21 protein-coding genes are annotated in these 25572 nt (G+C 72.2%); 13 read left to right on the top strand and 8 right to left on the bottom strand.

Annotation, left to right across the window (positions count from 1 at the left end):
* Positions 1–126: 126 nt before the first annotated feature.
* Both AC27IY_RS31935 and AC27IY_RS31930 read left to right on the top strand, forming a co-directional pair.
* On the top strand, positions 127–2256 hold the full coding sequence (locus AC27IY_RS31935) for an outer membrane protein assembly factor BamB family protein (RefSeq protein ID WP_487180175.1): 2130 nt from the start codon (positions 127–129) through the stop codon (positions 2254–2256).
* Between the two features lie 35 nt (positions 2257–2291).
* Entirely contained in the window at positions 2292–3212 is a 921-nt protein-coding gene (locus tag AC27IY_RS31930) for an aminoglycoside phosphotransferase/kinase family protein (RefSeq protein ID WP_487180174.1), read from the top strand.
* 23 nt (positions 3213–3235) lie between these two features.
* On the opposite strand, the gene AC27IY_RS31925 is transcribed toward AC27IY_RS31930, so the two are convergent.
* Genes AC27IY_RS31925 through AC27IY_RS31915 form a run of 3 tightly spaced genes read right to left on the bottom strand, consistent with a single transcriptional unit; the run spans position 3236 to position 5941 of the window.
* Positions 3236–3985: a citryl-CoA lyase gene (locus AC27IY_RS31925; RefSeq protein WP_344207876.1), complete on the bottom strand. Its 750-nt coding sequence runs from the start codon at positions 3983–3985 to the stop codon at positions 3236–3238.
* Positions 3982–5145: a CaiB/BaiF CoA transferase family protein gene (locus AC27IY_RS31920; protein ID WP_487180173.1), complete on the bottom strand. Its 1164-nt coding sequence runs from the start codon at positions 5143–5145 to the stop codon at positions 3982–3984. The genes AC27IY_RS31925 and AC27IY_RS31920 overlap by 4 nt, the downstream gene beginning before the upstream one ends.
* 16 nt (positions 5146–5161) lie before the next feature.
* Positions 5162–5941 (bottom strand): IclR family transcriptional regulator, encoded by a 780-nt coding sequence (locus AC27IY_RS31915; RefSeq protein ID WP_487180172.1) that lies wholly within the window; start codon positions 5939–5941, stop codon positions 5162–5164.
* 207 nt (positions 5942–6148) lie between these two features.
* Between AC27IY_RS31915 and AC27IY_RS31910 the strand changes: the two genes are divergently transcribed.
* The 7 genes from AC27IY_RS31910 (at position 6149) to AC27IY_RS31880 (ending at position 16052) form a co-directional block, all read left to right on the top strand.
* Positions 6149–7597: an aldehyde dehydrogenase family protein gene (locus tag AC27IY_RS31910; RefSeq protein WP_487180171.1), complete on the top strand. Its 1449-nt coding sequence runs from the start codon at positions 6149–6151 to the stop codon at positions 7595–7597.
* On the top strand, positions 7594–9309 hold the full coding sequence (locus AC27IY_RS31905; protein ID WP_487180170.1) for a thiamine pyrophosphate-binding protein: 1716 nt from the start codon (positions 7594–7596) through the stop codon (positions 9307–9309). The genes AC27IY_RS31910 and AC27IY_RS31905 overlap by 4 nt, the downstream gene beginning before the upstream one ends.
* Positions 9310–9442: 133 nt before the next feature.
* Entirely contained in the window at positions 9443–10585 is a 1143-nt protein-coding gene (locus AC27IY_RS31900) for an ABC transporter substrate-binding protein (RefSeq protein ID WP_487180169.1), read from the top strand.
* A 1-nt stretch (position 10586) separates the two neighbouring features.
* The gene (locus tag AC27IY_RS31895; protein WP_344207870.1) at positions 10587–11456 is read left to right on the top strand and encodes a branched-chain amino acid ABC transporter permease; all 870 of its coding nucleotides are present in this window, start codon (positions 10587–10589) and stop codon (positions 11454–11456) included.
* Complete coding sequence (locus AC27IY_RS31890; RefSeq protein ID WP_487180168.1) at positions 11453–13258, top strand: branched-chain amino acid ABC transporter ATP-binding protein/permease; 1806 nt, start codon at positions 11453–11455, stop codon at positions 13256–13258. Before AC27IY_RS31895 ends, AC27IY_RS31890 begins: the two co-directional genes overlap by 4 nt.
* The gene (locus AC27IY_RS31885; RefSeq protein ID WP_423450031.1) at positions 13255–13968 is read left to right on the top strand and encodes an ABC transporter ATP-binding protein; all 714 of its coding nucleotides are present in this window, start codon (positions 13255–13257) and stop codon (positions 13966–13968) included. The genes AC27IY_RS31890 and AC27IY_RS31885 overlap by 4 nt, the downstream gene beginning before the upstream one ends.
* 17 nt (positions 13969–13985) lie before the next feature.
* Complete coding sequence (locus tag AC27IY_RS31880; protein ID WP_487180167.1) at positions 13986–16052, top strand: outer membrane protein assembly factor BamB family protein; 2067 nt, start codon at positions 13986–13988, stop codon at positions 16050–16052.
* 4 nt (positions 16053–16056) lie between these two features.
* Here the strand turns inward: AC27IY_RS31880 and AC27IY_RS31875 are convergent, their stop codons facing one another.
* From AC27IY_RS31875 to AC27IY_RS31855, 5 genes are all read right to left on the bottom strand, one after another.
* On the bottom strand, positions 16057–16707 hold the full coding sequence (locus tag AC27IY_RS31875; protein WP_344207865.1) for a TetR family transcriptional regulator: 651 nt from the start codon (positions 16705–16707) through the stop codon (positions 16057–16059).
* A 27-nt stretch (positions 16708–16734) separates the two neighbouring features.
* Positions 16735–17580: a shikimate dehydrogenase gene (locus AC27IY_RS31870; protein WP_487180166.1), complete on the bottom strand. Its 846-nt coding sequence runs from the start codon at positions 17578–17580 to the stop codon at positions 16735–16737.
* A 69-nt stretch (positions 17581–17649) separates the two neighbouring features.
* Positions 17650–20427: a TIM barrel protein gene (locus tag AC27IY_RS31865; RefSeq protein WP_487180165.1), complete on the bottom strand. Its 2778-nt coding sequence runs from the start codon at positions 20425–20427 to the stop codon at positions 17650–17652.
* 101 nt (positions 20428–20528) lie between these two features.
* On the bottom strand, positions 20529–21368 hold the full coding sequence (locus AC27IY_RS31860) for a hypothetical protein (RefSeq protein ID WP_487180164.1): 840 nt from the start codon (positions 21366–21368) through the stop codon (positions 20529–20531).
* A gap of 59 nt (positions 21369–21427) precedes the next feature.
* Positions 21428–21913 (bottom strand): GNAT family N-acetyltransferase, encoded by a 486-nt coding sequence (locus tag AC27IY_RS31855; RefSeq protein WP_487180163.1) that lies wholly within the window; start codon positions 21911–21913, stop codon positions 21428–21430.
* A 123-nt stretch (positions 21914–22036) separates the two neighbouring features.
* Between AC27IY_RS31855 and AC27IY_RS31850 the strand changes: the two genes are divergently transcribed.
* The 4 genes from AC27IY_RS31850 to AC27IY_RS31835 are packed head-to-tail and all read left to right on the top strand — an operon-like array spanning position 22037 to position 25570.
* Positions 22037–23044, top strand: a complete 1008-nt coding sequence (locus tag AC27IY_RS31850; RefSeq protein WP_487180162.1) for an ABC transporter substrate-binding protein — start codon at positions 22037–22039, stop codon at positions 23042–23044.
* Entirely contained in the window at positions 23044–23805 is a 762-nt protein-coding gene (locus tag AC27IY_RS31845; protein WP_487180161.1) for a class I SAM-dependent methyltransferase, read from the top strand. Before AC27IY_RS31850 ends, AC27IY_RS31845 begins: the two co-directional genes overlap by 1 nt.
* Positions 23802–24812 carry a FecCD family ABC transporter permease gene (locus tag AC27IY_RS31840; protein WP_435408298.1) on the top strand — a complete coding sequence of 337 codons (1011 nt, stop codon included), beginning with the start codon at positions 23802–23804 and terminating at the stop codon, positions 24810–24812. Before AC27IY_RS31845 ends, AC27IY_RS31840 begins: the two co-directional genes overlap by 4 nt.
* Positions 24809–25570, top strand: coding sequence for an ABC transporter ATP-binding protein (locus tag AC27IY_RS31835; RefSeq protein ID WP_487180160.1), 762 nt, complete (start codon positions 24809–24811; stop codon positions 25568–25570). The genes AC27IY_RS31840 and AC27IY_RS31835 overlap by 4 nt, the downstream gene beginning before the upstream one ends.
* The last annotated feature ends 2 nt before the right edge of the window (positions 25571–25572 follow it).

Genomic DNA, 25572 nt, shown 5'->3' with positions numbered 1-25572 from the left:
GGCTTGAGCGTAACTACAGATCCTCACCACGACAAGCTCTTGAATTCACCGGCGGCCCGAGCTTAAGGTGCGTCCGTCTTACGGTTCTACCGGTCCGCTTAATGGACCACCGAAGATTGGGTGCCCGTGGAACGACGTCACTTCCTCCTCGGCGCGGCAGCCACGCTGACCGCCTCCGCCGCCCTCGCCGACCCCGCCGAGGCCGCCGCCCCGCCGCTGGAGCGGCAGCCCGCGTCGCTGGGCGTGACGGGCAAGGACTTCCCCAAGGTCTGCGGCAACCTGGGCAATCACAACTACTCGCCGCTGAGGCAGATCACGCCCCGCACGGTGCAGCGGCTCGGCGGCGCCTGGCACGTCAACCTGGAGGGCGGCAGCACGTCGGCCGCCCAGCAGAGCACCTGCGTCGTGCAGAACGGCGTCCTGTACGTCCAGACCACCCAGCAGAACGTCTTCGCCGTGGACGGCAGGACCGGCGCCGTCAGGTGGAAGACCAACCTCGGCACCAGGCAGACGAACATGCGCGGCGTCGCCCTGGGCGAGGGCCTGGTCTTCTCCACCTCCGGCGCCAACATCGTGTACGCGCTGAAGCAGGACACCGGCGAGATCGCCTGGCAGCGGCAGCTCATCACCGACGGCGAGGGCGGCGGCGACACCGGCGGCTGCGACCCGCAGAACGGCCAGTGCGGCGGCCTGACCGGCACCCTGGCCGGCGCGGTCGTCTACTGGGACGGGCTGATCTACGTCGGCATGCAGGGCAGCACCGGCGGCGCGCGCGGCCGGGCGTACGCGCTGAAGGCCGCCACCGGCGAGGTCGCCTGGACGTTCTGGTCGTGCCCCGGCGAGGGCCAGTTCGGCAACGACACCTGGGAGGGCGAGTCCTGGAAGACCGGCGGGGCCGTCCCGTGGATCCACCCGGCCGTCGATCCGGACCTCGGGCTGGTCTACTGGACGTTCGGCGGCTCCTACCCGCGCCTGGACGGCTCCGGCCGGGGCGGCGACAACCTGTTCGCCAACTCGATCGTGGCCATCGACGCCAAGACCGGCCGACGCAAGTGGCATTTCCAGTCGGTGCACCACGACATCTGGGACCTCGACAACGTCATGGCGCCGGTGCTGATCGACATCAAGGTCAAGGGCCGCATGCGCAAGGCCGTGGTGTACGGCAGCAAGGTCGGCATGTTCTACATCCTCGACCGGGCCAGCGGCGAGCCGCTGCACGGCATGGAGGAGCGCCCGGTCCCCCAGGACCCGCGGCAGAAGACGGCGGCCACGCAGCCGTTCCCGGGCGGCGAGCCGTTCATCACGCAGGCTCCCGAGTTCGGCAAGGCCACCCGGCCGGTGCCGTTCTACGCCTGGGGCGGGCTGTACACGCCGCACTGGGACCGGGCGACGATCATCTTCCCGGGGGCGGGCGGCGGCGCCGACTGGGCGCACCTGTCGTACAACCCGCACACGGGCTGGATCTACGTCGGCTACGGGCTGATCAACTCGGGCTTCTCCAACAGCCGCGACGGGCGGGTCAACACCTCCCGCCCTCTCGGCGAGCACTTCGCGGGCGGCATCGCGGCGGTCGATCCGCGGACCAACACCCCGGTGTGGACGCTGGACCGGGAGTGGTCGCTCGCCCACGGCAACGGCATCCTGACCACGGCGGGGCGGGTGATGTTCCAGGGCGGGCCCGACGGGGTGCTGCACGCCATGGACGACACCGACGGCAGCGTCCTGTGGAGCTTCCAGTGCGGCGCCGGGGTGCACACCAGCCCGATCAGCTACGAGATCGACGGCGAGCAGTACATCGCGGTGCTGGCGGGCGGCAACGGCCTGCCCTACCCCGACATCCCGAGGGGCGACCACCTGTGGGCGTTCAAGCTCGGCGGCAAGGTCCCGCCGGCCGCCACGCCGACGCCGCCGAAGAAGCGCAACGACATCCGCACGGCCGCCGTCACCGGCACCACGGTCACGCTCGGCCGGGTATGGGACGCCGCGAACCAGCGGCCCGGCGCGACCGAGAACACCGTGGCCCAGAACGCCATGTCACCCCAGCACCTGCGGGTCCCCAAGGGCACGACCGTGACCTTCGTCAACCCCGCCGGCAACGCCTTCGCCCACGCCGCCGTCTCGTTCTTCGAGTACGAGTTCGACACCGGCGTCCTGATGCCCGGCCAGTCCTTCACCCACACCTTCGACACCCCGGGCGAGTACTTCTACAACGACGCGATCTTCCCGCAGAACACCGGCAAGATCGTCGTTTACTGAGCGGCCGGCTCCGGAGCCGTGGCACAGTCCTCGGTATGGCGTTGGATGATCTGCCGGACTGGTTGCCGGGCTGGTGTCTGGACCAGCTGGGCTCCGAACCCGCCGACGTGCTGTTCCAGCTGCGGCAGACGTCGGCGGTGTTCGGTCTCCGGCTGGCCGACGGCAGGGACGTCGCGGTCAAGACCCGCGCCGATGACGGCCGGGCCGCGTCGTGTGTCGCGGCGCAGGCTCGGCTGGTCGAGCGCGGGTTTCCCTGTGCCCGGCCGCTCACGCCGGCGGTCGGCGTCGGCGCGCTGGCCGTGCACGCCGAGGAGTTCCGCCCCGGCGGGGAGGTGCTGCACGGGGACTCGCCGGACGTGGCCGTGCGTTACGCGGAGGTGTTCGCCCGGCTGATGGCCGAGCTGACCGGCGTGACCGTCGCGCCGCCGCTGCCGAACCCGCGCTGGGTGCGCTGGGACCACGCGGATGGCGGGGTGTGGCCGGCCATCGCGTTCCTCGATGAGCGGGATCAGAGCGCGGTGCCCGCGTACGTCGTCGACACGGCCGACCGGGCACGCAGGCGGATGCTGGCCGCCGGCCTGCCGTGCGTGCTGGGCCACGCCGACTTCGAGGCGCAGAACCTCCGATGGCACGGCCGGGAGATATGGGCGGTGCACGACTGGGACAGCCTGGCCTGGCAACCGGAGGCGGCGCTGGCAGGCGCGGCGAGTGGCGCGTTCGCCAGCGCCGGGCCGCCCACGCTGGCGCCGATCGAGAGCTCCGAGGCGTTCCTGACGGCCTATCAGGACGCTCGGGGGCGCGCGTTCACGGCCGAGGAGCAGGAGGTCGCGTGGGCGGCCGGCTTGTGGCCGGCCGCCCACAACGCCCGATGGGAAGCGCTCCACGGCGACGCCCCGGTGTCCGGCGACGCGCTCAGGGCACAGGCGACCGAACGCCTCCGCCGAGCGAACGCCTGACCCGGCAGGGCTCGCCGCCGCGTTCAGAGCCAGGTCGGCAGGACGGACGGCGGGATCGGCCCCTTGTTGCGCCGGCCCTGACCGGTCTCCTCCCAGGCGTGCGCCAGGATCCCCACGGACCTGCTGAGCACGAACAGCCCGCGCGCCAGCGGGGCGGGAAAGCCCAGCTCGGCGTAGACCACGGCGGTCGCGCCGTCGATGTTCATCGGCACCGGCGCGATCAGCCGCTCCACCTCCAGCGCGGCCCGCAGATACGCGCCGGTCACCACCCCGGCCGCGACCGCCTCCGACACCAGGCCGAGCAGCGGATCGCGGCGCGGGTCGCGCCGGTGGAAGCGGTGACCGAAACCGGGCAGGTACTTGTCGGTGGCGCGCCACCGGGCGACCACGGCGGCCGGATCCCCGTCCGCCACCACCTCCTCCAGCAGCCCGACGCACTGCTCACCCGCGCCCCCGTGCACGTCGCCGAGCAGGTTGACGCCGGTGGCGACGGCGTTGTTGAGCCCCACGCCGCAGGTGGCGGCCATCCGGGCGACGGCGATGGACGGCGCGTGCGGCCCGTGGTCGACCGACGAGACGAGCGCCGCCTCCAGCAGCGCCGCCCGGCGCGGGTCGGGCCGTTCGCCGCGCAGCATGAGCCAGATCAGCTCGGCGAAGCCGATCCGCCCGATGAGGTCCTGTACCGGCTCTCCGCGCAACTCGATGAGGTCGGGCTCGACCCGCGACACGGCGGTGGCCCACCAGTCGGCCGCCGCGGACGTCGGCCCGTTCACCGTACGGCCTCGAACTCGGCGTTGTGCTGCCCGAGCAGCGGGGCGGGCCCGCGTGGGCGCAGGGCGACGCCGTCCATGACCACTCCGTTGCCGGTGACGGTGACCGGCCGCTCGCCGGATCCGGGCAGCGGCACCTCGGTCAGGAAGCCGCGGTGGCGTACCTGGTCGAGGGCGAGCGCCTGGGGGACGGTGAGGATGCGCGCGGCGGGCACGCCCGCTCGGGAGAGCAGTTCCTCCCACTCCAGCGCGGTCCTGGCGCGGAGCGCCTTGTTGAGCTCCTGGTTGAGTGCCTGCCGGTGGTTCTTGCGCGCCTCCCGCTCGGCGAAGCGGGGGTCGGCGGCCAGGTCGGGCCGGCCGACGAGCCGGCACAGCGTCTCGAACTGGGCCTGCTGGTTGGCGGCGATGTTGAGCGGCCCGTCGGCGGTCTCGAACGTGCCGGACGGCGCGGCGGTGGCGTTCTGGTCGCCCATCGGCTCCGGCTCGACCCCGCTGACCAGGTAGTTGGAGACGGTCCAGCCCATCGCGGAGATCGACGCCTCCAGCATCGACAGGTCCAGGAAGCAGCCGCGCCCGCTGCGCTGCCGCCCGGCCAGCGCCGCGCAGATCGCCAGGCCCGCCATCAGCCCGCCGAGGGTGTCACAGATGGGGAAGCCGACGCGCAGCGGAGCCGTGTCGGGTGTGCCGGTGACGCTCATCATGCCGGACAGCCCCTGGATGATCTGGTCGTAGGCGGGGGCGCCGCTCATCGGGCCGCTCTGCCCGAAGCCGGTGATCGCGCAGTAGACCAGGCCGGGGTTGAGCTCGCGCAGGCGCTCCCAGCCGTAGCCGAGCCTGGCCATCACCCCGGCCCGGAAGTTCTCCAGCAGGACGTCGGCCTCGGCGAGCATCGTCTCGAAGGCGGCCCGCCCCGCCGGGCTCTTCAGGTCGAGCTCGACCGACTTCTTGCCCGCGTTCTGGGCCAGGAAGGAGGCGCCCATCCGCTCGCGGTTGAGCTCGGGGTCCGGCCCCAGCCGCCGGGCGAGGTCCCCGGCGCCGGGCAACTCGACCTTGACCACCTCGGCGCCGAACAGCATCAGTTGATAGCTGCAGTACGGGCCCGCCAGAACGTTGGTCAGGTCCACGACCTTGACGCCGTCCAGTGGCAACTGCTGACGATGCATTCACGCTCCATAGAAGTCAGGTCAGAGGGTGGTCGAACCCGCGCTCCGACATTCGCTTGGCCGCCTCGCGCAGATCAGCGGTGAACTCCTCGACCCGGTCCTCGGTGAAGCGGACCGTCGGCCCGCTCAGCGTCAGCGCCGCCACGATCGCCCCCGAGCCCCCCACGACCGGGACGGCGACCGCCGACAGGCCGGGCTCCCGTTCGCCGTGGCTGACCGTGAAGCCGTCGCGGGCGGCCTGGTCGATCCACTCCCGCAGGGTCGTCAGATGGGCCTCCCCGTACGGGGAGGAGCGGGCCACCCTGGCGAGCAGCCGCTCCGGCGCGTCCCTGAGCAGGATCTTGGACGAGGCGCCGGCCCACAGGGGCAGCTCGTCGCCGACCCGCACCACGTGGCGCAGCGGCTGCGGGCTCTCCTGCTGGGCGATGCAGATGCGGTGGGTGTCGCGCAGCACGTAGAGGTTGACGGTCTCGCGGTGCCGGGCGCTCAGCTCGCGCATGAGCTGCACGGTCTCCGGCGGCAGCTCCCACGCCGAGCGGGCCAGGTGCGCCCAGCGCCACAGCGCGGGCCCCGCCGCGTAGCCCTTCGGCGTGGCCCACAGCAGCCCCATGTGTTCCAGGGTCTGCAGCAGGCGCAGGGCCGTGGTCTTGGCCAGCCCTGTCTCGTCGACGACTTCGCGGATGGTCAGCGTCCGCCGGTTCTCGGTGAGCAGCGAGAGGATGTCGAACGCGCGCTGAACGCTGCGTACGCCCCCGCTCTCCCCCGGCCCCGACCCCGCAGAAATGTTCGAAGGCACGGATCCTCACTAGTGGGTTGAAGGTGAATCTGCGCTCACCCTCTCACGTGGTCCGTACGCTAACACCCAGTCCGCTTGGCGGTCCAGAAGCTCCATCCAGCGGTTCACGTGACCCTCTTGCCAGAACCTTCGCCGTGCTCTTACCGTGAGGCAATCCACAGTGCGGAGTTAAAGAACCACTGCGCGGATCAATGGGAGTCCTCAGCCATGAACACCATCAACGAAGCCGGGTGCTTTGTCGCCGGGGAGTGGTTGACCGGCGGCGAACACGCCGAACGCGTCGGCCCCTATTCACGGCAGGTCGTCAGCCGGGCCCGGACCGCCCAGGCCGGCGACCTCACCGCGGCCCTGGCCTACGCCCGGCAGGCGGCGAGACAGGTCGCGCGGTTGGCGCCCGCCACGCGGGCCGACATCTTGGAACGTGCCGCCGCGTCCGTCACCGCGCAGGGCGAGCGACTGGCCGGCCTGCTGGCCGTGGAGCTGGGCAAACCGCTCAAGGACGGGCGCGGCGAGATCTTACGTGTCGCCGACACCCTGTCCGTCGCCGCGGCCGAGGCGCGGATGATCGGCGGCGAGGTGCTGCCGGTGGCGGGCTGGGGCCGCGGGGTGGGGAACACCGCGATCACGCAGCGCGCCCCGGCCGGCCCGGTGCTGGCGATCACCCCCTTCAACGCCCCGGCCAACCTGCTGGCCCACAAGCTCGCCGCGTCCTTCGCGGCCGGGAACACCACGATCGCCAAGCCGCCGCCGCAGGCTCCCGCGGTCTCGACCGCCCTGGTGGAGATCCTCCTGGAGGCGGGGATGCCGGTGGAGGCGGTGCAGATCCTGCACGGCGGCGGTGACGTGGGCGCGCGGCTGTGCGCCGCCCCGGAGATCGCCGTCGTCAGCTTCACCGGCGGCGTCACGGCCGGGCACGCCGTCGCCCACGCCGCCGGCCCGAAGCGGGTCATGCTCGAACTCGGCGGCAACGCCGCCACCATCGTCTGCGAGGACGCCGACATCGCGGAGGCTGCGCGGGTGTGCGCGCGCACCGGCTACAGCAACTCGGGCCAGAGCTGCATCTCCGTGCAACGCGTCTACGTGCACCGCAGCCGGTTCGAGGAGTTCGCCGAGGCGCTGACGGCCGAGGTCAAGGGCCTGGCCGTGGGCGACCCCCTGGACCCGGCCACCGACGTGGGCTCCATGGTGGACGACGACGCGGCCGAGCGGGTGGTCCGCTGGACCGCCGAGGCCGCCGGCCAGGGCGCCCGGGTGACGGCCGGCGGCACGCGCGAGGGCGCGGTGATGGCGCCGACCGTCGTCGTCGGCCCGCCCGCCGAGGCCAGGGTGGTGCGGGAGGAGGTGTTCGGCGCGCTGGTGGCCGTGCTCCCCTACGACGGCTTCGAGGAGGTCGTCGAGGAGTGCAACCGCAGTCCGTACGGGCTGCAGGCCGGGCTGTTCACCCACGACGTGCGCCGCATCGTCACCGCCTGGCGCGAGCTGGAGGTCGGCGGCCTGGTCGTCAACGGCTCGTCCAACTTCCGCCTCGACCACGTCCCGTTCGGCGGCGTGAAGGACTCCGGCATCGGCCGCGAGTCGCCGCGCTGGATGATCGAGGACTTCACCGTGACCAAGACCCTCCTGCTCAAGGGCCTGACAATTTGGGGAGACCAGTGACCACCACGGCCGCCCGCGCCCTCGTCGCCCAGCTCGAAGAGCTCGGCGTCGAGTACGTCTTCGGCACCTGCGGGCACACCAACATCGCCGTCCTGGACGCGCTGGCCGACAGCCCGATCCGCTTCGTCATCGCCCGCCACGAGCAGGCGGCGGCGCACGCCGCCGACGGCTACGCCCGCGCCTCCGGCAGGCCGGGTGTGCTGCTGGTGCACGTGGGCCCCGGGCTGACCAACGCGGCGACCGGCGTCATGACGGCCGCGCTGGACTCCGTGCCGCTGGTGGTGATCTCCGGCGACATCCCGTCCTACTACCACGGCCGGCACCCGCACCAGGAGATCAACCTGCACGCCGACGCCGATCAGGCGAGCGTGTTCCGGCCGTTCGTCAAGCGGGCCTGGAACGTGCACCGGGCCCAGGATCTCGGCCGCTTCGTCGAGCGCGCGTTCTGGACCGCCACCACGGGCCGGCCGGGGGCGGTGCTGGTCAACGTGCCGATGGACGTCTTCTCCCGGCCCGCCGCGCCGCACCCGCCGATCAGCAGGACGGCCCCGCCCGGGCTGCCGGAGGAGACCGCGCGGCTGATCGCCTCCCGCCTCGCCGGCGCCGAGCGCCCGCTGATCTACGTGGGCGGCGGCCTGCGCGAGGACCCCGAGCCCCTGATCCGGCTGGCCGAGCACCTCGACATCCCGATCGTGCACTCGCTCATGGCCAAGGGCACCGTTCCCGACGCGCATCCGCTGGTCCTCGGGATGCCGGGCTTCTGGGGGCTTGAGCTCACCAACGCCTGCGCCCGCGAGGCGGACGTGGTGCTGGCCCTCGCCACCCGCTTCGCCGAGACCGACGCCAGCTCCTGGGACCCCCGCTTCACCTGGGACTTCTCGCACAGCACGCTGATCCAGATCGACATCGACCCGGCCGAGATCGGCCGCAACTACCCGGCGGAGATCGGCGCCGTCGCCGACGTGCGGCTCGCGGTCACCGCGATCGCGGACGCCGTCGCGGCCCACCCCGCCCGCTCCCGGGACGAGGTGCGCAAGCAGATCGCCGGCGCGCGCTCGGAGCTGTACGCGGCCAGCCGGGAGCGCGGCCTGAGCGACGACTTCCCCCTGCGCCCCGAGCGCATCCTGAAGGACCTGCGGGACACGCTGCCGCCGGACGCGGTCCTGGTCACCGACGTGGGCTGGAACAAGAACGGCGTCGCCCAGTGCTACGAGCTGCCCGCCGAGGGCCGCTTCATCACGCCCGGAGGCGCCTCCACGATGGGCTTCGGCCCGGCCGCCGCGGTCGGCGTGCAGCTCGCCGAGCCGGGCAGGACCGTGATCGCGCTGATCGGCGACGGCGGCATGAGCGCGCAGCTTCCCGCCGTGCCGCTGGCGGTCGAGCAGGGCGCCCCGGTCGTGTTCGTGGTGATGAACAACCGCTCGCACGGCACGATCTCGGACCTGCAGTCGGCGCACTTCGGCCGCAGCCACGGCTGCGACTTCACCGACCCCGCCGGGCGGTCCTACAGCCCCGACTTCGCCGCGCTCGCGCGGGCGTGCGGCGCCGACGGCCACACCGTCGCCGCCCCTTCCGACCTCGGCCGGGCGCTGCGCGAGGCCGTCGCGAACCGGCGGCCCGCCGTCATCGACGTGCCGATGGTCAACGAGCCGGTGCCCACGCCGGGGCACTGGAACATCAAGGACATCTATCAGGGCCACTTCGCCGACTGAGCGGCCTGACCAGGCTGCCCGCCCTCCGGGCCGGAACCGTTGCGCTTTCGAGATTCCCTCAGCGTTTCCCGTCGCCTATAACGAACGTACTAGTCCGTGAATTAGTCCTCACCCACCCCCCTAGAGGTGAACCGTGCGTTTCACGAGATTCCCCATCGCAGCCGCGGCACTGATAGCCCTCGCCGCGTGCGCCCCGCCCGGCCAGTCCACCGACTCGGGAGCCACCGCCACCGGCCCCATCAAGATCGCCAACGTCAACGCCCAGAGCGGCCAGCTCAGCTCGCTCGGCCAGTGGGAGCACAAGGGCGTCAAGCTCGCCGTCGACGAGGCCAACAAGGCCGGCGGCGTGAACGGCCGGCAGATCCAGCTCGACCTGTTCGACAGCCAGGGCGACCCCACCGTCGGCACCAACGTGGCCAGGAAGATCGCCGCCGAGGGCTACATCGCCATGCTCGGCACCGCCGAGAGCGCGGTCACCCTCGCCATGGCGCCGATACTCAAGGACGCCAAGATCCCCAACATCACCTCGGGCCAGTCGCCCAAGCTGGCCGAGCTGAAGAGCCCCTTCCTCTTCCTCAACGCTCCCACCAGCGTCACCTTCGACGAGACGCTCGCCAAGTACCTGGTGGACGAGAAGGGCCACAAGAAGATCGCGCTGATCAGCAACAACGGCGCGTACGGGGCGGGCGAGCACGACGCCTTCCTGAGCTCGCTCAAGACCAGGAACGTCACCCCCGTCGCCGACGAGGTGGTCACCCCCGACCAGAAGGACTTCAACGCCAACCTGGCCAAGATCCGCGAGCAGAGCCCCGACGTGCTGTTCATCGGCGCCGAAGAGGTCCAGTCGGGGCTGATCGCCAAGCAGGCCCGCGAGCTCGGCATCAAGGCCGTCTTCGCCGGCGGCGCCCCCGTGGGCACCGACGTGTACGCCACCACCGCCGGCCTCGGCAACGCCGAGGGCACCATCGTCAGCTCCCCCTACCTGAGCAACGAGGCCACCCCGGAGATCAAGGAGTTCGCCGCCAAGTACAAGGCCGCCTACAACGAGGACGCCCGCATGCACGTCGCCAAGGCCTACGACGGCGCGTCCATCCTCGTCGAGGCGCTCAAGCAGACGAACGGCGAGGGCGGCCAGAAGCTCGCCGACGCCATCCGCGGCGTCAAGCGCGCCGGGCTGCTCGGTGACTACACCTACGACGCCAACGGCGTCGGCATCCACGCCACCAAGATCGGCCTGGTCAAGGACGGCAAGGTCGTGCCCGAGGCCGCGAGCTGACGTGCAGGTCTTCCTTCAGACCCTGATCGGCGGGGTCACGTTCGGAGCGGTGTACGCGCTGGTGGCGATGGGCTTCTCGATCGTCTACCGGACGATGGGGCTGGTCAACTTCGCCCACGGCAGCGTCGTCATGATCGGCGCCTACGCCGCCTCCACCTTCTACCTGGCCACGCGGCTCCCCTTCGCCGTCGCGATCGTGGTCGCCATCGCGGTGACGGCGCTGATCGGCCTGGTCATCGAGCGGTTCCTGCGCCCGCTGGAGAACAAGGACTTCACGCTGATGCTGATCGGCACGATCGGCTTCGGCGCCGTCCTGGAGGCGGGCGCGGTGCTGATCTGGGGTGCCACCGGGCACGCGGTGCCGTCCCCGGTCGCGACGGGGCCGATCGACGTGGCCGGCATCCGCATCCCCACCTACAGCCTGCTGGTGATCGCGGTCGCCGCGGCCGCGACCGGCCTGCTGGCGCTGTTCCTGCAGCGCACCAAGCGGGGCGCGGCCATGCAGGCGGTCGCCATGGACCACCAGGCCGCGACCGCGGTCGGCATCCACGTGGGCCGCAGCAACGCCATGGCCTTCGCCATCGGCGCGGGCCTCGCCGCGCTGGCCGGCAGCCTGATCGGGCCCATGCTGTACGTCAACCCGACCATGGGCGGCACCCTCGGCATCAAGGGCTTCGCCGCCGCCATGCTCGGCGGCTTCGGCAGCATGCCCGGCGCGATCGTCGGCGGCCTCGCCTTCGGCCTGCTCGACTCCTTCGCCGCCGGCAACTTCCAGGAGTACAGCGAGCTGGTCACGTTCCTGGTGTTCGCCGTGGTGGTCATGATCCGCCCGACCGGCATCTTCGGGGAGGCAACGGTGAACCGGGCATGAAGCGCTGGCTAGGGCTCGTCCCGCTGATCGCGGCGGCCTGGTTGCTGCCGTACACCCTGGGCGGTTACGCCATCCACGTCGCCGACGTCGCGATCATCTTCGCCGTCCTGGCCGTCGGGCTCGGGCTGACCATGGGCGTGGCCGGGCAGATCAACCTGGCCCAGGTCGCGTTCTTCGGGGTGGGCGCGTACGCGGTGGCGATCCTCACCACCGAGGCCGGCCTCGGCTTCTGGACCGCCGCCGTGCTGGCCGTCCTCATCGCCGTGGTGTTCGGCGTGCTGACCGGCATCCCGGCGCTGCGCATGCAGTCGCACTACCTCGGCATCGTCACGCTCGGGCTGGCGCTGGCGTTCACCAACTGGGTCACCAACTCCACGATTGCGGGGCGCGCCGAGGGCATCAGCGACATCCCGGTGCCGCCGATGTTCGGCATCGACCTGTCCAGCGGCTACCTGTTCTACTACGTCGAGCTGGTCGTCTTCGCGGTCGCGCTGGCCTTCGCGCTGTTCGTCACGCACTCCCCGCTCGGCCGCCGCCTGCGCGCCATGCGCGACGACGACCTCGCGGCGGGCGCGCTCGGGGCGGAGATCCCGCTGCTGCGCATGACGGCGTTCGTGCTGTCCGGCCTGTACGGCGGCCTGGCCGGCGTCCTGTACGCCGGGCTGATCCGGTTCGTCGCGCCCGAGTCGTTCAACATCGCCAACATGTTCCTGCTGCTGGCCATGGTGATCATCGGCGGGCGGAGCAGCATCCTCGGCTGCGTCGTCGGCGCGGTCGCGCTGTCGCTGGTCAGGGAGGCGCTGCTGGACGCGTCCGGCTACGCGCAGCTCGGCTACGGCCTGGTGGTCGTGCTGGTGGTGGTGTTCGCGCCCAAGGGGCTGGCCGGGCTGCCGGGGCAGCTCCGGTCCCTGCTGCGCCGGCGGACCGGCGGCTCGCGGGCCCAGCTCGGCGCGTTCCGGCCGTACGACCCCGCGCCCGCCCCCTCCGGGGAGAGCGCTCTTGAGGTCCGGGAGGTGACCAAGCGGTTCAAGGGCCTGGTGGCGCTCGACAAGGTGTCGCTCAGCGTCCCCACGGGGCAGATCCGCGGCATCGTCGGGCCGAACGGCTCCGGCAAGACGACGTTGTTCAACGTGATCAGCGGCTTCTACGACGCCACGGAAGGGTCGGTGGAGCTCGGCGGGCGAGCGGCGACCGGGCTGGCGCCGTACCGGCTGTCGCTGCGCGGCGTGGCCCGCACGTTCCAGAACCTGCGCCTGTTCGAGGACCTCAGCGTGCGCGAGAACCTGCTGCTGGCGCTGGACCGCACCCGTACGAGCTGGATCTGGCGCTACGCGGTCCTGCCCTGGCAGGTGCTGGGCTACGAGCGCACGCTGCACCGGCGGACCGCGGAGCTGGTCGACCGCTTCGGGCTCGCCGAGGTCGCCGACGCCGAGCCGCGCTCGCTGCCCTACGGCATCCAGCGCCGCATCGAGCTGGCCAGGGCCATGGCCATGTCCCCCAGCCTGCTGCTGCTCGACGAGCCCGCCGCCGGGCTCAACGGCGAGGAGGTGCGCCAGCTCGCCGACATCGTCCGCTCCATCAGGGACTCCGGCGTCACCGTGATCATCATCGAGCACAACATGGGCCTCGTCATGTCGCTGTGCGACCAGGTCACCGTGCTGTCCAGCGGCAGGGTGATCGCCGACGGCCCGCCGGCCGAGGTCGCCGTGCACCCGGACGTCGTCGCCGCCTACCTCGGCGACTCGATGGCCGCGCCGACCGAGGAGACCGCAGAAGCCGCCGTCGAGGAGGCGACCCGATGACATCCGCTGGGAGCACGCTCACCGTCGAGGGGCTGTCCGTGCACTACGGCGGCGTGCGCGCCGCCCACGACGTCTCCTTCACCGTCGAGCCCGGCCAGTCGCTCGGCATCATCGGCGCGAACGGCGCCGGCAAGTCCTCCACCCTGAAAGCGATCATGGGGCTGGCGCCCCGGCAGGCCGAGGCCATCCGGTTCGGCGCGCACGACCTGCTGCGGGCGCCCGCGCACACGCTGGTCAGGCACGGCATCGGTTACGTCCCCGAGGGCAGGCACGTCTTCCCCGGGCTCACGGTGGAGAAGAACCTGCTGCTCGGCGCGTACACGAGCAGCTGGAAGCACACCCCGATCGATGAGGTGTACGAGCTCTTCCCGGTCCTCGCCGAGATGCGCGGCCGGCTGGCCGGCGCGCTGTCCGGCGGCCAGCAGCAGATGCTCGCGGTGGGCCGGGCCATGATGTGCCGGCCCAAGGTGATGCTGCTGGACGAGCCCTCGATGGGCCTGTCGCCCAAGCTCGTCGGCGACATCGCCGCCGCGCTGAAGAAGCTCAACGCCGACGGCCTGGCCATCCTGCTCGTGGAGCAGAACGCCAAGCTCACCTTCGACGTCACCACCACCTGCCTGGTCATGGAGAACGGCGAGATCGCCGCCAGCGGCGCCTCGGCGGAGCTGAGCGACGACCCCCGGGTCCGGCGCATCTATCTCGGTCTGTAGAACGTGAGGAGAGGGTCATGGTCCGTCGCAGAGAGTTGCTCGCGGGCGCCGTAGCCGCGGCCGCACTCGCGGGAGCGGGGCAGCCGCCCGCCGCCGCGGCCGTCCGGCGCTCCGACCGCGATTTCCCCAAGGTCGGCGGCAACCTGGCCAACCACAACCACAGCGCCCTGCGCCGGCTGCACCCGGGCAACGTCAGGCGGCTGCGCGGGGCTTGGGTGAACAACATCGAGGGCGGTCTCATGGCGGGCAACAGCCAGAGCACGGCCGTGGCGGTGGACGGCGTGCTGTTCGTCGAGTCGGCGCTGGGCAACGTGGTCGCCGTGGACGGCCGTACCGGCGCCACGATCTGGAAGTACGAGCAGACGCGCGGCGCGGTCACCCGGCGCGGGGTGGCGGTCGGCGCGGGCAAGGTCTTCACCTGCGCCAACGACAACTGGCTGATCGCCCTCGACCAGCGCACCGGCCAGGTGGTGTGGGAGCGGCAGCACCACGGGTACGGCAACCTGGAGAAGGTCGCGGTCACCTACCACGACGGCCTGCTCCACTGCGGCACCAACGACGGCCCGAGGGGCGCCGCCCTCGCCTTCGACGCCGCCACCGGCGACCTGGTGTGGCACTTCTGGGGCACGGCCGAGCCCGGCACCGTCGGCGGCGGCACCTGGGAGGGCGAGTCGTGGCGGGAGGGCGGCGCGACGCCGTGGATGCACTGCGCCATCGACCCCGACCTGCGCCTGGTCTACTGGACGTTCGGCAACGCCAGAGGCGGCAGGTCCTCGCAGGACGGCTCCGAGCGCGGCGGCCAGAACCTGTTCGCCAACTCGATCGTGGCCCTGGACCTGAGGACCGGCGCCTACCGCTGGCACTTCCAGTCGGTCCACCACGACATCTGGGACATGGACAACGTGATGGCGCCGGTCCTGGTGGACGCCCGCGTCCACGGCCGCCTCCGCAAGCTGGTCGTGTACGGCAGCAAGACCGGCATGTACTACATCCTCGACCGCGCCGACGGCTCCGCGCCGCTCGGCATCGACGAGGTGCCGGTGCCGCAGGAGCCCCGGCAGAAGACCTGGCCGACGCAGCCCTTCCCGCGCCAGGGCGGCTGGACCGAGCTGACGCCGGTGCGGCAGCCGCTCGGCACCGAGGTGCCCGGCCTGCCGCACCGCGCCGTGCCGAACTACCGGATCGGGCCGCTCTACACGCCGCACTGGGACGAGCCGATCCTGACGATCCCCGGCCACGGCGGCGGGGCCGACTGGAGCGCCCATTCCTACAGCGCGAGCACCCGCCTGGTCTACACGGGCTTCGGCTACGTGGCGGCCGCCCACTCGCTGACCGAGGCGTCCAACGGGCTGCGCCCGCCGGGCGAGTACATGACGGGCGGCGTCGTGGCCGTGGACCCCTCGACGAACCGGGTGCGCTGGAGGAAGAACCTGCCGTACTCGATGGCGCACGGCAACGGCGTCCTCACCACGGCCTCCGACCTGCTGTTCATCGGCCAGCCCGACGGCAACCTGCTCTGCCTGGACGCCCGCGACGGCCGCGAGCTGTGGCGCTGGCAGACCGGGGCCGGGGTCAGCAGCGCCCCCATCGCCTACGAGATCGACGGCGAGCAGTACGTCGCCGTCTACGCCGGCGGCACGAGCATCCCGTACGGGAACTCCGCGCCGCGCGGCGACCACCTGTGGGCCTTCAAGCTGGGCGGGGGCGCGCCCCCCGCGCCCACCCCGCCGCCTCCCGTGGTGCGGCGGCCGGTCTCCGGCGGCCCGGTGGACGGCGGCGTCGTGAACAACACCGTGGTCCTGGCCCGCGTGTACGCGGGCGGCCAGGTGGGCGCCGTCGAGTCCACGGCCGTCAACGCCATGGCCCCCACCCATCTGCGGGTGCCGGCCGGGACGACGGTCACCTTCGTCAACCCCGCCGACAACGTGCACGTCCACGGGGCCACGCAGTTCTTCGAGGGGCTGTTCGACGTCAGGCTCAAGCCGGGCGAGTCCTTCCAGTACACCTTCACCAAGCCCGGCGAGTATTTCTTCAACGACTCCCACAGCCCGAGGCCCACCGGCAAGATCGAGGTCACGCCCTGATCGATCAGGCGCCCGCGCCCCGCAGATAGGCCACGACCGCGTCCCCCACCATCCGGCGCAGCCGTTCGCGGTGCGCCGGGGCGGTCATGTCCCGCCCGAACAGCGCCCCGAAGGTGTGCTGGTTGGCCACCCGGAAGAAGCAGTACGAGCTGATCAGCATGTGCACGTCGATGGCGTCGGCCTCGGTGACGAAGTCGCCGCTCGCCGTGCCCGCGTCGAGGATCGCCTCGATGAGATCGAGCACGGGCGTGCCCAGGTTGGCCAGCGCCTGCGACTTGCGGATGTGCTCGGCCTGGTGGATGTTCTCGATCGTGACCAGCTTGATGAAGTCGCGGTGCGCGTCGTGGTGGTCGAAGGTCAGCTCGGCCAGGGTGCGGATGGCCTCCACCGGCGCCAGGTGCCCGACCTCGATCGCCTGCTCCACCTTGCGCACCTCGGCGTAGGCCTTCTCCAGCACCGCGATGAAGAGGCGTTCCTTGCTGCCGAAGTAGTAGTAGATCATGCGCTTGGTCGTGCGCATGCGGGCCGCGATCTCGTCCACCCGCGCTCCCGCGTAACCGTGGCGGGCGAACTCCTGCTGAGCGACCTCCAGGATCTCCGACTTGGTGCGGTCGGGATCCCGCTGGCGTTCAGGGGCTGCGGGTTGACTGGTCACCGGCTCATCCTAGGCACATCTTCCGCCTCAGACGGAGACGAGATCGGTCAGGTGGGCGAGCATCCGCTCGGTGTCCGGTTCCCGGCCGGTGAACAGCCGGAACGCGTGCACGGCCTGGAAGACGACCATGCCGCCGCCGTCCAGCGTCCGGCAGCCGAGCGCCCGCGCCTGTTCGAGCAGCTCCGTCTTCAGCGGCCGGTACACGATGTCGGCCACCCACAACGCGGGACGCAGCAGCTCGGCGGGCAACGGCATCCCGGGATGGTGGGCCATGCCGGTGGGGGTGGCGTGCACCAGGCCATCTGCCTCCGCCAGTAGCTCCGGTAGCTGGACGGCGTCCGCGGGGCGGGCCCGTCCCGCGCCGAAGCGGGCGGCCAGCTCGCCGGCGAGCGCGGTGGCCCGCGCCGGGTCGGCGTCGACCAGGGTGATGCGATCGGCGCCCAGGGTGAGCAGCGCGTGCGCGACCGCGGCCCCCGCTCCTCCCGCGCCGAGCTGGACGACGTGGTGGGCGGGCGCGTCGGGCAGGCCGCGGGCGAAGGACTCGGCGAAGCCCGTCCAGTCCGTGTTGTGGCCGATGGCCCGATCGCCGTCGAACACCACGGTGTTCACCGCGCCGAGCATGCGGGCGTCCGGCGACAGCTCGTCCAGGAACGGGATGATGTCCTGCTTGCAGGGGTGCGTGACGTTGAGCCCGTCGTAGCCGAACCTGTGTGCCGTGCGGACCAGCTCCCCCAGGTGGGCGCCCACGCGGTCGATGTCGAGCAGCCGGTAGACGTAGTGCAGCCCGTGGTGCGCGGCCTCCTGCTCGTGCAGTTGCGGGCTCAACGAGGGACCGATGCCCGAGCCGATCAGTCCGACCAGGTATGACTCCATCACGTCTCCCTTGAGGCCCGTTGACAGACCCTCCTAATGTACGTACTAGTGAGTTACCTGACCAGCGGTCTATGCCGCCTCGGTGGGGCCGGTACGCCGGACGGCCGCGTCGAGATGGCGGCGCGCCGCGGTGATCGCGAGGCGGGCGTGCTCCTTCGCGCCCACCTGGGCCACGAGGGTGGCCCGGGGGATCTCCAGGGCGTACGGGATTCCCGGCGGCAGGGCGCCGAGGATCCCGTGCACGTCGAGGCCGCCCTCGCCGGGGAACAGGCGCTCGAAGCGAGCGGCGTGGACGATCTCCTCCTGCGTGGGCGGCGCCTCGGCCGGCGCATCGCAGACGTGGGCGAAGTGGAACCACTCCGGCGGCAGGTCACGCAGCTCGGCCAGGCTGGAGCCGGAGCGGGCGAAGTGGATCAGGTCGACGAGGATGCCCGCATTGGGCTGGCGGGCGGCACGCAGGACGCGGACGGCCTCGGCGAGGTCGCCGGTCTGGGTCCACGACGGGAATTCCAGATCGACGGTGAGGCCGAGCGGCCTGGCCAGCTCGCACAGCCGGGCGTACCGGTCGGCCTTGCGGGCGAAGTCCGGGTCGGGAAGCTGCGTGATCACGTGGCGGGCGCCGAGCTCGGCTCCCGCCTCCAGGAAGCGCACGAACTCCGCGGGATCGGCCTCGGGCGGGATCCGGGCGAGCTCGATGTCGAGCACCTGGATTCCGGTGGCCGCGAGCCGGACCTTGGTCGCCCGCATCAGCGCGGGGTCGGTGGCGAGGGGGTGGTGCGGCTCGTGCGGGGTGACCTTGGTCATGCGCAGGCCCACGTACCGGTAGCCGGCGTCGGCGGCGGCGCTCACCAGCTCGGGGGGAGACAGGCTCAACGCGGTCAGATGCGCCAGGGAGTAGTCGTGCGCGTGGTCGCCGCCGGCGAGGGCGGGCGGCCGTTTCAACGTGGTCAGCCGTCGCCTGCGGTGCGCGGCCATGCGCACCGCCGCGCTGTTCGGGGCGCCGTAGCCGGAGTAGCCGCCGACCCGCTGGACCACCTCGAAGAAGATCCGCGCGCCGATCATCTCGGTGCAGAAGTGCAGGTACTCGCCGTGCTGATCCCGGTCGTAGAGGATGGAGTGCCGTCTCATCGCCGCGAGCAGCTCCTGTGGCAACGCCAGGCGGGCGTCGAGGTCGTCGTAGTAGTTGTCGGGGATCGTCAGCAGCGGCGCGCCGAGCGCCCGCATCGCCCGCGCCGCGGCGATCGCGTCGTCGGTGGTGAACGCGATGTGCTGCGGGCTCGGCACCGCCGGCGACCAGTCGCCCCGCCGGAGCGGCGCGGTGTTGAGGTTGATCCGTACGTGGTGCTGCGGGTCCGCCGCGGCCCGGCTGTGCATCAGCCCGAACGGCGCGGGCAGCGTGGTGGTCCGCGTCGCCCGCAGGCCGAGCACGGCGTGGTAGAAGAGCGCGGCCTGGTCGAAGTCGTCGACCGATTCGGTGAGCGAGACGTGGTCCGTCCCGGTCAGCAGGCCGTCGGGGCTGGCCTCGCGCCCGGTGGGGGCGAAATCGTCGAGCCAGTTGTCATCCCCGCCCGTACGGCAGAAGAAGACGGCCGTTCCGTCCGGGGCCGCCACGGAGTTGAGCTGCGCCTCCCCTTCCCGGCGGACCCGGGGGAGCACGGGCGCCAGCAGCCGCTCGGCGCGCCGCGCCGACCCGGCCGGGTCGGCGCTCTCCACGGCCAGCGCGCAGACGGCGGCGGTGCCCGCGGCCACTTTCCGTTGCGGCGCGAAGTTCAGCAGCAGCCGGGCCGCGCCCTGCGACCACAGCTGCACCGGCTTGGAACGATGCCGACCGGCATGGGTGAACCCGAGCGCGGTGAGCACCCGCGCCACGACCGGGCCGGAGATCTCGTCCACGGCCAGCTCGGTGAACACGTGACCGCCCAGCCGCGGAGCCGGGGGCAGATCGGCCGGCCGGACGCGCTCACGCACCGTCGCCGGGCCGGCCGCGCCGACCGTCTCCTCCAGGGACAGCAGCGACCGCATCGCGTCCACGGCGACGTGCCGGGGATCGGCCTGCCGGCAGACGTCGTTGAACACCTCGACCGAGAGCGGGCCGTCGTACCCCGTGGCGAGCACGTGCCCGAGGAGCCCGGCCACGTCGAAATCGCCCTGCCCGGGGAACAGCCGGTGGTGCTCGCTCCACTCCCACGCGTCCATGTTCAGCCGTGGCGCGTCGGCGAGCTGCAGGTGGAACACCTTCGCTCCGGGAACGGCCCGGATCGCGGCGGGGTCGTCGCCGCGGGCGAACACGTGGAAGCTGTCGAGGCATAAACCGAGCGCGGGATGGTCGGCGCGCCGGACGATCCGCCAGGCGTGCTCGACGGTGTTCACGTACCGGCCCCAGGCCAGAGCTTCGTAGGCGATGCGCAGGCCACGCCGGGCGGCCCGCTCGGCCAGCGTGCGCAGCTGCTCCGCGGCGAGGTCGTCGTCGTCCACGGCGTGCGCGGCGGTCGTCGAGCAGACCGCCATCGTGGTCGCGCCGAGCTGCTCCAGCACGTCGAACTTGCGCTCCGCCCGGCGAAGATTGGCCTCGAACGCCTCGCGCGGCACCGCCTCGAAGTCATGGAACGGCTGATACAGGTGTATCGCCAGGCCCAGGTGGTCGCACTCCTGCCGGATCCGGCCCGGCGACCAGCTCGACACGATGAGGTCGTCCTCGTAGATCTCGATCCCGCCGAAGCCCGCGGCGGCGGCGGCCGCGAGCTTGTCCTCGAGCGTGCCGGAGAGACAGGCGGTCGCGAGCGCCGGCGAGGGGTTCGCGGGGCGGCGGCCGGCGGCAGGGGCCTTGCCACGATCAGCGGTGAGCATGAGGTCTCACCTTTCTGGATCGATTAACGAACTAGATACTTACTTATATGCCGAGACCGCCGCCGGCGGAAGGGCCGATACGGGCCGGACGCCGGTACCGGCTAGTTCCAGGCGCCGGGCACCTGGTAGGGCACCTTGCCTTCGAGCTGCTCCTGGTCGAGCACCTCGCCCTTCAGCGGCAGCGCGACGGTGACCGGCCGTCCCCAGGTGGAGTAGCGGGTGTCGGCCTCGACGCGGAGCACGGACCCCTTCCAGTGGTGCAGGACTCCCTTGGCCGTGACCCGCTCCACCAGTCCGGCCGGGCTCAGACGGAGGGTGTAGGAGATGGTGCTGACGGGCTTGCTCCGGGAAGAGCCGCGGAAGCGCGAGGCGAAGGAATCAGACACCTCGACCAGCTCGTCGGCCTTGATCGTGCCCTTCACCACCCCGCCCCGCCAGGACGTGCGGCGCGCCAGCGCAGCCTTGAGCGTGGCGGGCTCCAGTACCTCCAGCAACGGATTGCTGGCGGGCAGATCGGTGTGCGGGTAGCGGACCCAGTTCGTGCCCTGTGGCAGTACGTCGGCGAAGCGGGGGCCCGAGACGTAGTCGTCGTGGCCCGACGAGATCACCCTCAGGGGCGTCTCTTCCACGGCGGCGTACTCCGCCAAGCCGAGTTCCTTCAGACCGCTCCTCATCACCTTGCTGTACCGCGCGCGCTGGGACGTATCAGAGGCGATCTCGCCCTGCGGCCCGAACCCCACCATGCCGTCCAGCTTCAAGGTGTAGTACACGCCGTGACCGTGATCCACCTTCGCGGTGTACGCGATGTCCACGCCCTTGCCGCGGATCAGAGCCGCCCGGAGCGCCGTCACCGGGTCGGTCCCGGGCGCTGCCTGCGCAGGGGCGGCGAGGAGCTGCGCCAGACCCGCGATCAGGATGACGCCCACGACGGTTCGCTTCATCACGTTCCCCTGGGATCGGTCGGAGGGACGCAACAATCTTGTGCATACAAGATCAACTGTCAAGCCGATGAGCCCTGCTGGAGCTTCACGTAGCGGTGGGCCGGGACGACAATGGGTCCGGTCTCGCTCGGCGCGAGGTGGTCGAACGGTCCTTCGTCGACCCAGCCGTTCCGCTCGTAGAACCGGCGGGCGCGGGTGTTGCCCGCGACGACCGCCAGCCACGCCCGCCCGTGACCGTTGGCCGCGACGAGGCGTTCGGCCTCGGCGAGCAGCGCGGTCGCCACCTCGCCGCCGCGGTGCTCCCTGGCCACGTAGACCTGCTCCACCTCGTCCTCGGCCACCATCACGAAGCCGGCCACGGCGCCCCCGACGATCGCGACGACCGTGTCCGCGATCCGCTGCTCCGCGCGTTCGCCGAACGATTCCGGGGTCCTGACCGCCGCGAGCGCGTCGGGGACGTTGCCCCGGTGCCCGTCGCCCCAGCCCTCGTGCCAGATCCTGGCGATCTCCTGCGCGTCTTCATGCCTCGCGGGACGCAGCTGCACGCTCCGACTCCTTCACGACTCCGCGGCGGCGGCGCCTGGCTCCACCTGCCACCGGCAGATTATCCCGGAGATCGGCCGGCTCCGATGAGGTGGTGCTTCCCGTTAATGCTAAGGTCAGCGAACATGAAAACCATTCCCATTCGTTGGGGTGTGGCGGCCGCTGTGCTGACCCTGGCCACCGCCTGCGGCAGCGGCAGCGGTACGGCGGCGACCACCGCTTCCCCGGCGACCCGGGTGACGAGTTGCGGACTCCCCCTGACGATCCAGGCCCCGCCGCGGCGGGCGGTGGCCATGGAACAGAACGCGGCAGAGATCATGCTGACCCTGGGGCTGGCCGGCCGCATGACCGGCACGGCGTACCAGACCGACCCGGTGCTCCCCGAACTGGCGCAGTCCTACGCGAAGGTGCCCGTGCTGGCCGAGCAGTACCCGGGCCGCGAGGCGCTGCTGGCCGGCAAGCCCGACTTCGTCTACTCCATGCGCGCCTCGGCCTTCGCCCCCGAGGCCGCCGGGTCGCGCCAGGACCTCGCCAGGCTGGGCGTCCCCGCGTACCTGTCGTCCAACGACTGCGAGGACCGGGCGCTCATCCCCGCCACCGCCGAGTTCGAGGCGATCTTCAAGGAGATCGACGACATCGCCACCGTCTTCGGCGTGCAGGAGCGGGGCCGATCCGTGGTCGCCGACCTGCGCCGGCGGCTGGAGGCGGCCGAGCGCGCGGCGCCGGCGAACCTCGACGCCGACCTCATGTGGTACTACTCCGGCACCAAGACCCCCGCCATCGCCGGTGACACCGGCCTGCCCGGCACGATCACCCGGCTGCTGGGGGCGCGCAACGCGTTCGCCGACGTCCGGCAGCAGTGGCCGGAGGGCAGCTGGGAGGAGATCGCCGCCCGCGACCCCGACGTCATCGTGCTGGCCGACCTGACCCGCGGCGGCGACGGCGACAGCGCCGAGGCCAAGAAGCGCTTCCTCCGCGAGGACCCCGTCGCCTCCAGGCTCACCGCGGTCAGGAACGACCGCTTCATCGTCGTCCCGGGCTCCTCCGTGGACCCGTCCATCCGCGCCGTCACCGCCGTCGAGCAGGTCGGCCGCGGACTGACCAGCCTGTACGCACCCAGCAAGGAGAACTGATGACCGCCCCCGTCCTGACCCCGCGCGACCTGCTGGCCCGCTGGGAGGAGCAGCAGAGCGCGTACGTCGCCCACCGCGAGAACCGCTTCGAGGTCATGCTGGACGTCCTGCGCCTGCACTGCCCCGCCGAGCCGACCGTGCTGGACCTGGCCTGCGGGCCTGGCTCGATCGCTGACCGGGTGCTGGCCCGCGTGCCCGGCTCCCGCGTCGTCGCCGCCGACCACGATCCCGTGCTGGCCCGGCTCGCCGAGACCGTGCTCAGCGAGTACGGCGACCGCGCCACCGTCGTCGACGCCGACCTGGCGGAGCCCGGCTGGAGCCGGCGCTTCGCCGACCGGCGCTTCGACGCCGTCCTGACCTCGACCGCGCTGCACTGGCTGTCCCCGTCCCAGCTGCTCGGCGTCTACACCGAACTGGCCGCGATCCTGCCGCCCGGCGCGGTCCTGCTCAACGCCGACCACCTGCGCTTCGGCCCCGGGCACCCCACCCTCGCCGAGCTCTCGGCCCGCCACGACGAGCAGGTGCAGCAGGCCGCCTTCACCGCCGGAACCCCCACCTGGGACGCCTGGTGGACCCTGGCCGGGCAGCTGCCCGACCTCGCCGAGCGGGTCCCCGAGCGCGAGCGGCGCTTCGCCGATCGCCCGCCCCAGCCGCTCGCCCCGCTGCCCTTCCACCTCGCCGCCCTGCGCACGGCCGGCTTCACCGAGGTGGGCACCGTCTGGCAGTACCTCGACGACTACGTCGTCTTCGCCAGGCGATGAGGACGGCATCCGCGATCAGCGCCGGCCTGCTGCTCCTGCTGCTGTCCATCGCGGCCGCCTCCGTGGTGGGGGCGGCCGGGCTGTCCCCCGCCGACGTCCTGCGGACGGTCGCGGCCCATGCCGGCCTGCCGGTACGGCCGCTCGCGCCGCTGGACGACGGCATCATCTGGGAGCTGCGCCTGCCGCGGGTCCTGCTGGCGGCGCTGGTCGGGGCCGGCCTGTCGGTGTGCGGGGCCGTGCTGCAGGCGCTGACCCGCAATCCGCTGGCGGACCCGTACCTGCTGGGCATCTCCTCCGGCGCCTCCACCGGGGCGGTGGCCGTACTGGTCCTGGGGCTGGGCACCGGCGCCGCGGCGCTGTCGGCGGGCGCCTTCGGCGGCAGCGCGCTCGCCTTCTGCTGCGTGCTGGCCATGATCGGCCGGCGGTTCGGCAGCACGGTCCGCGTCGTGCTGGCCGGGGTCGTGGTCTCCCAGCTGTTCAGCGCCCTGACCAGCCTGACCGTGATCTGGGCGGCGGACGCGCAGAGCACCCGCGGGGTCACCTTCTGGCTGCTGGGCTCGCTTGCCTCGGCGAGCTGGGCGAGCGTGGCCCTGTGCGCCGTGGTCGCGGCGGCGGGCATGACGGCCTGCTGGGCGGCCTCGTCGGCGCTGGACGCGTTCGCCTTCGGCCGCGAGGCCGCCGCGTCGCTGGGCATCGCGCCGGCCAGGACGGAGCTGATCCTGTTCACGGTCACCGCGCTCACCACGGCGGTGCTGGTCGCGGCGAGCGGCGCGATCGGCTTCGTCGGCCTGATCGTCCCGCACGCCGTACGCGCCCTGACCGGGGGCCGGCACCGCGCGCTGCTTCCCGCCTGCGCCCTGTACGGCGGCGTGTTCCTGCTGGCCGCCGACACCGTCGCCCGCACCGCCTTCGCCCCCCGTGAGATCCCCGTCGGCGTGCTGACGGCGCTGATCGGCGTGCCCGCCTTCGCGCTCGTCATGCGGCGGAGAAAGGAGACACCGGCGTGAGCCTGCGCACCCACGACGTCAGGTGGACGGCCCAGGGCCGGCCGATCGTCGACGGGATCACCGTCGCGTTCACCCCGGGCGGCCTGACCGGGCTGCTCGGCCCGAACGGCTCCGGCAAGTCCACCTTCCTGCGGCTGCTCGCCGGGCTGCTCCGGCCGCACGGCGGCACGGTCCTGCTCGACGGCCACGACCTGGACCGCCTCCCCCGGCGCGACGTCGCCCGCCGCCTGGCCGTGGTCGCCCAGGAGGTCAGCACCGACGCGGAGCTGACCGTCCTGGACGTGGCGCTGCTCGGACGCATCCCCCACCGCCGCCGTCTGGCGGCCTCGACCGGCGAGGACGATCTCGTACACGCCCGCCGCGCCCTGCGCCGGTGCGGCGTGGCGGACCTGGAGCACCGCCGCTGGTCCACGCTCTCCGGCGGCGAACGCCAGCGGGTGAACATCGCCCGCGCCCTCGCCCAGGAACCCACGGAGCTGCTGCTGGACGAACCCACCAACCACCTCGACATCGCCCACCAGCTCGCCCTGCTGGACCTGCTCGCCGCGACCCCGGTCACCGTCGTCACCGCCCTGCACGACCTCAACCTCGCCGCCCAGTACTGCGATCAGCTCCTGCTGCTGCACGAGGGCCGGCTCGTCGCCGCCGGCCCTCCGGCGGAGGTCCTCACGGAGGAGACGGTGGAGCACGTCTACCGCGTACGAACGGAGATCACCCACTCCGCCGCCGGCCGTCCGAGCCTGCGGTTCCTGAGGTGACG

The sequence above is a fragment of the Nonomuraea sp. B208 genome (genome assembly GCF_057536035.1).
This window is presented reverse-complemented; position numbering and strand designations above follow the sequence as displayed.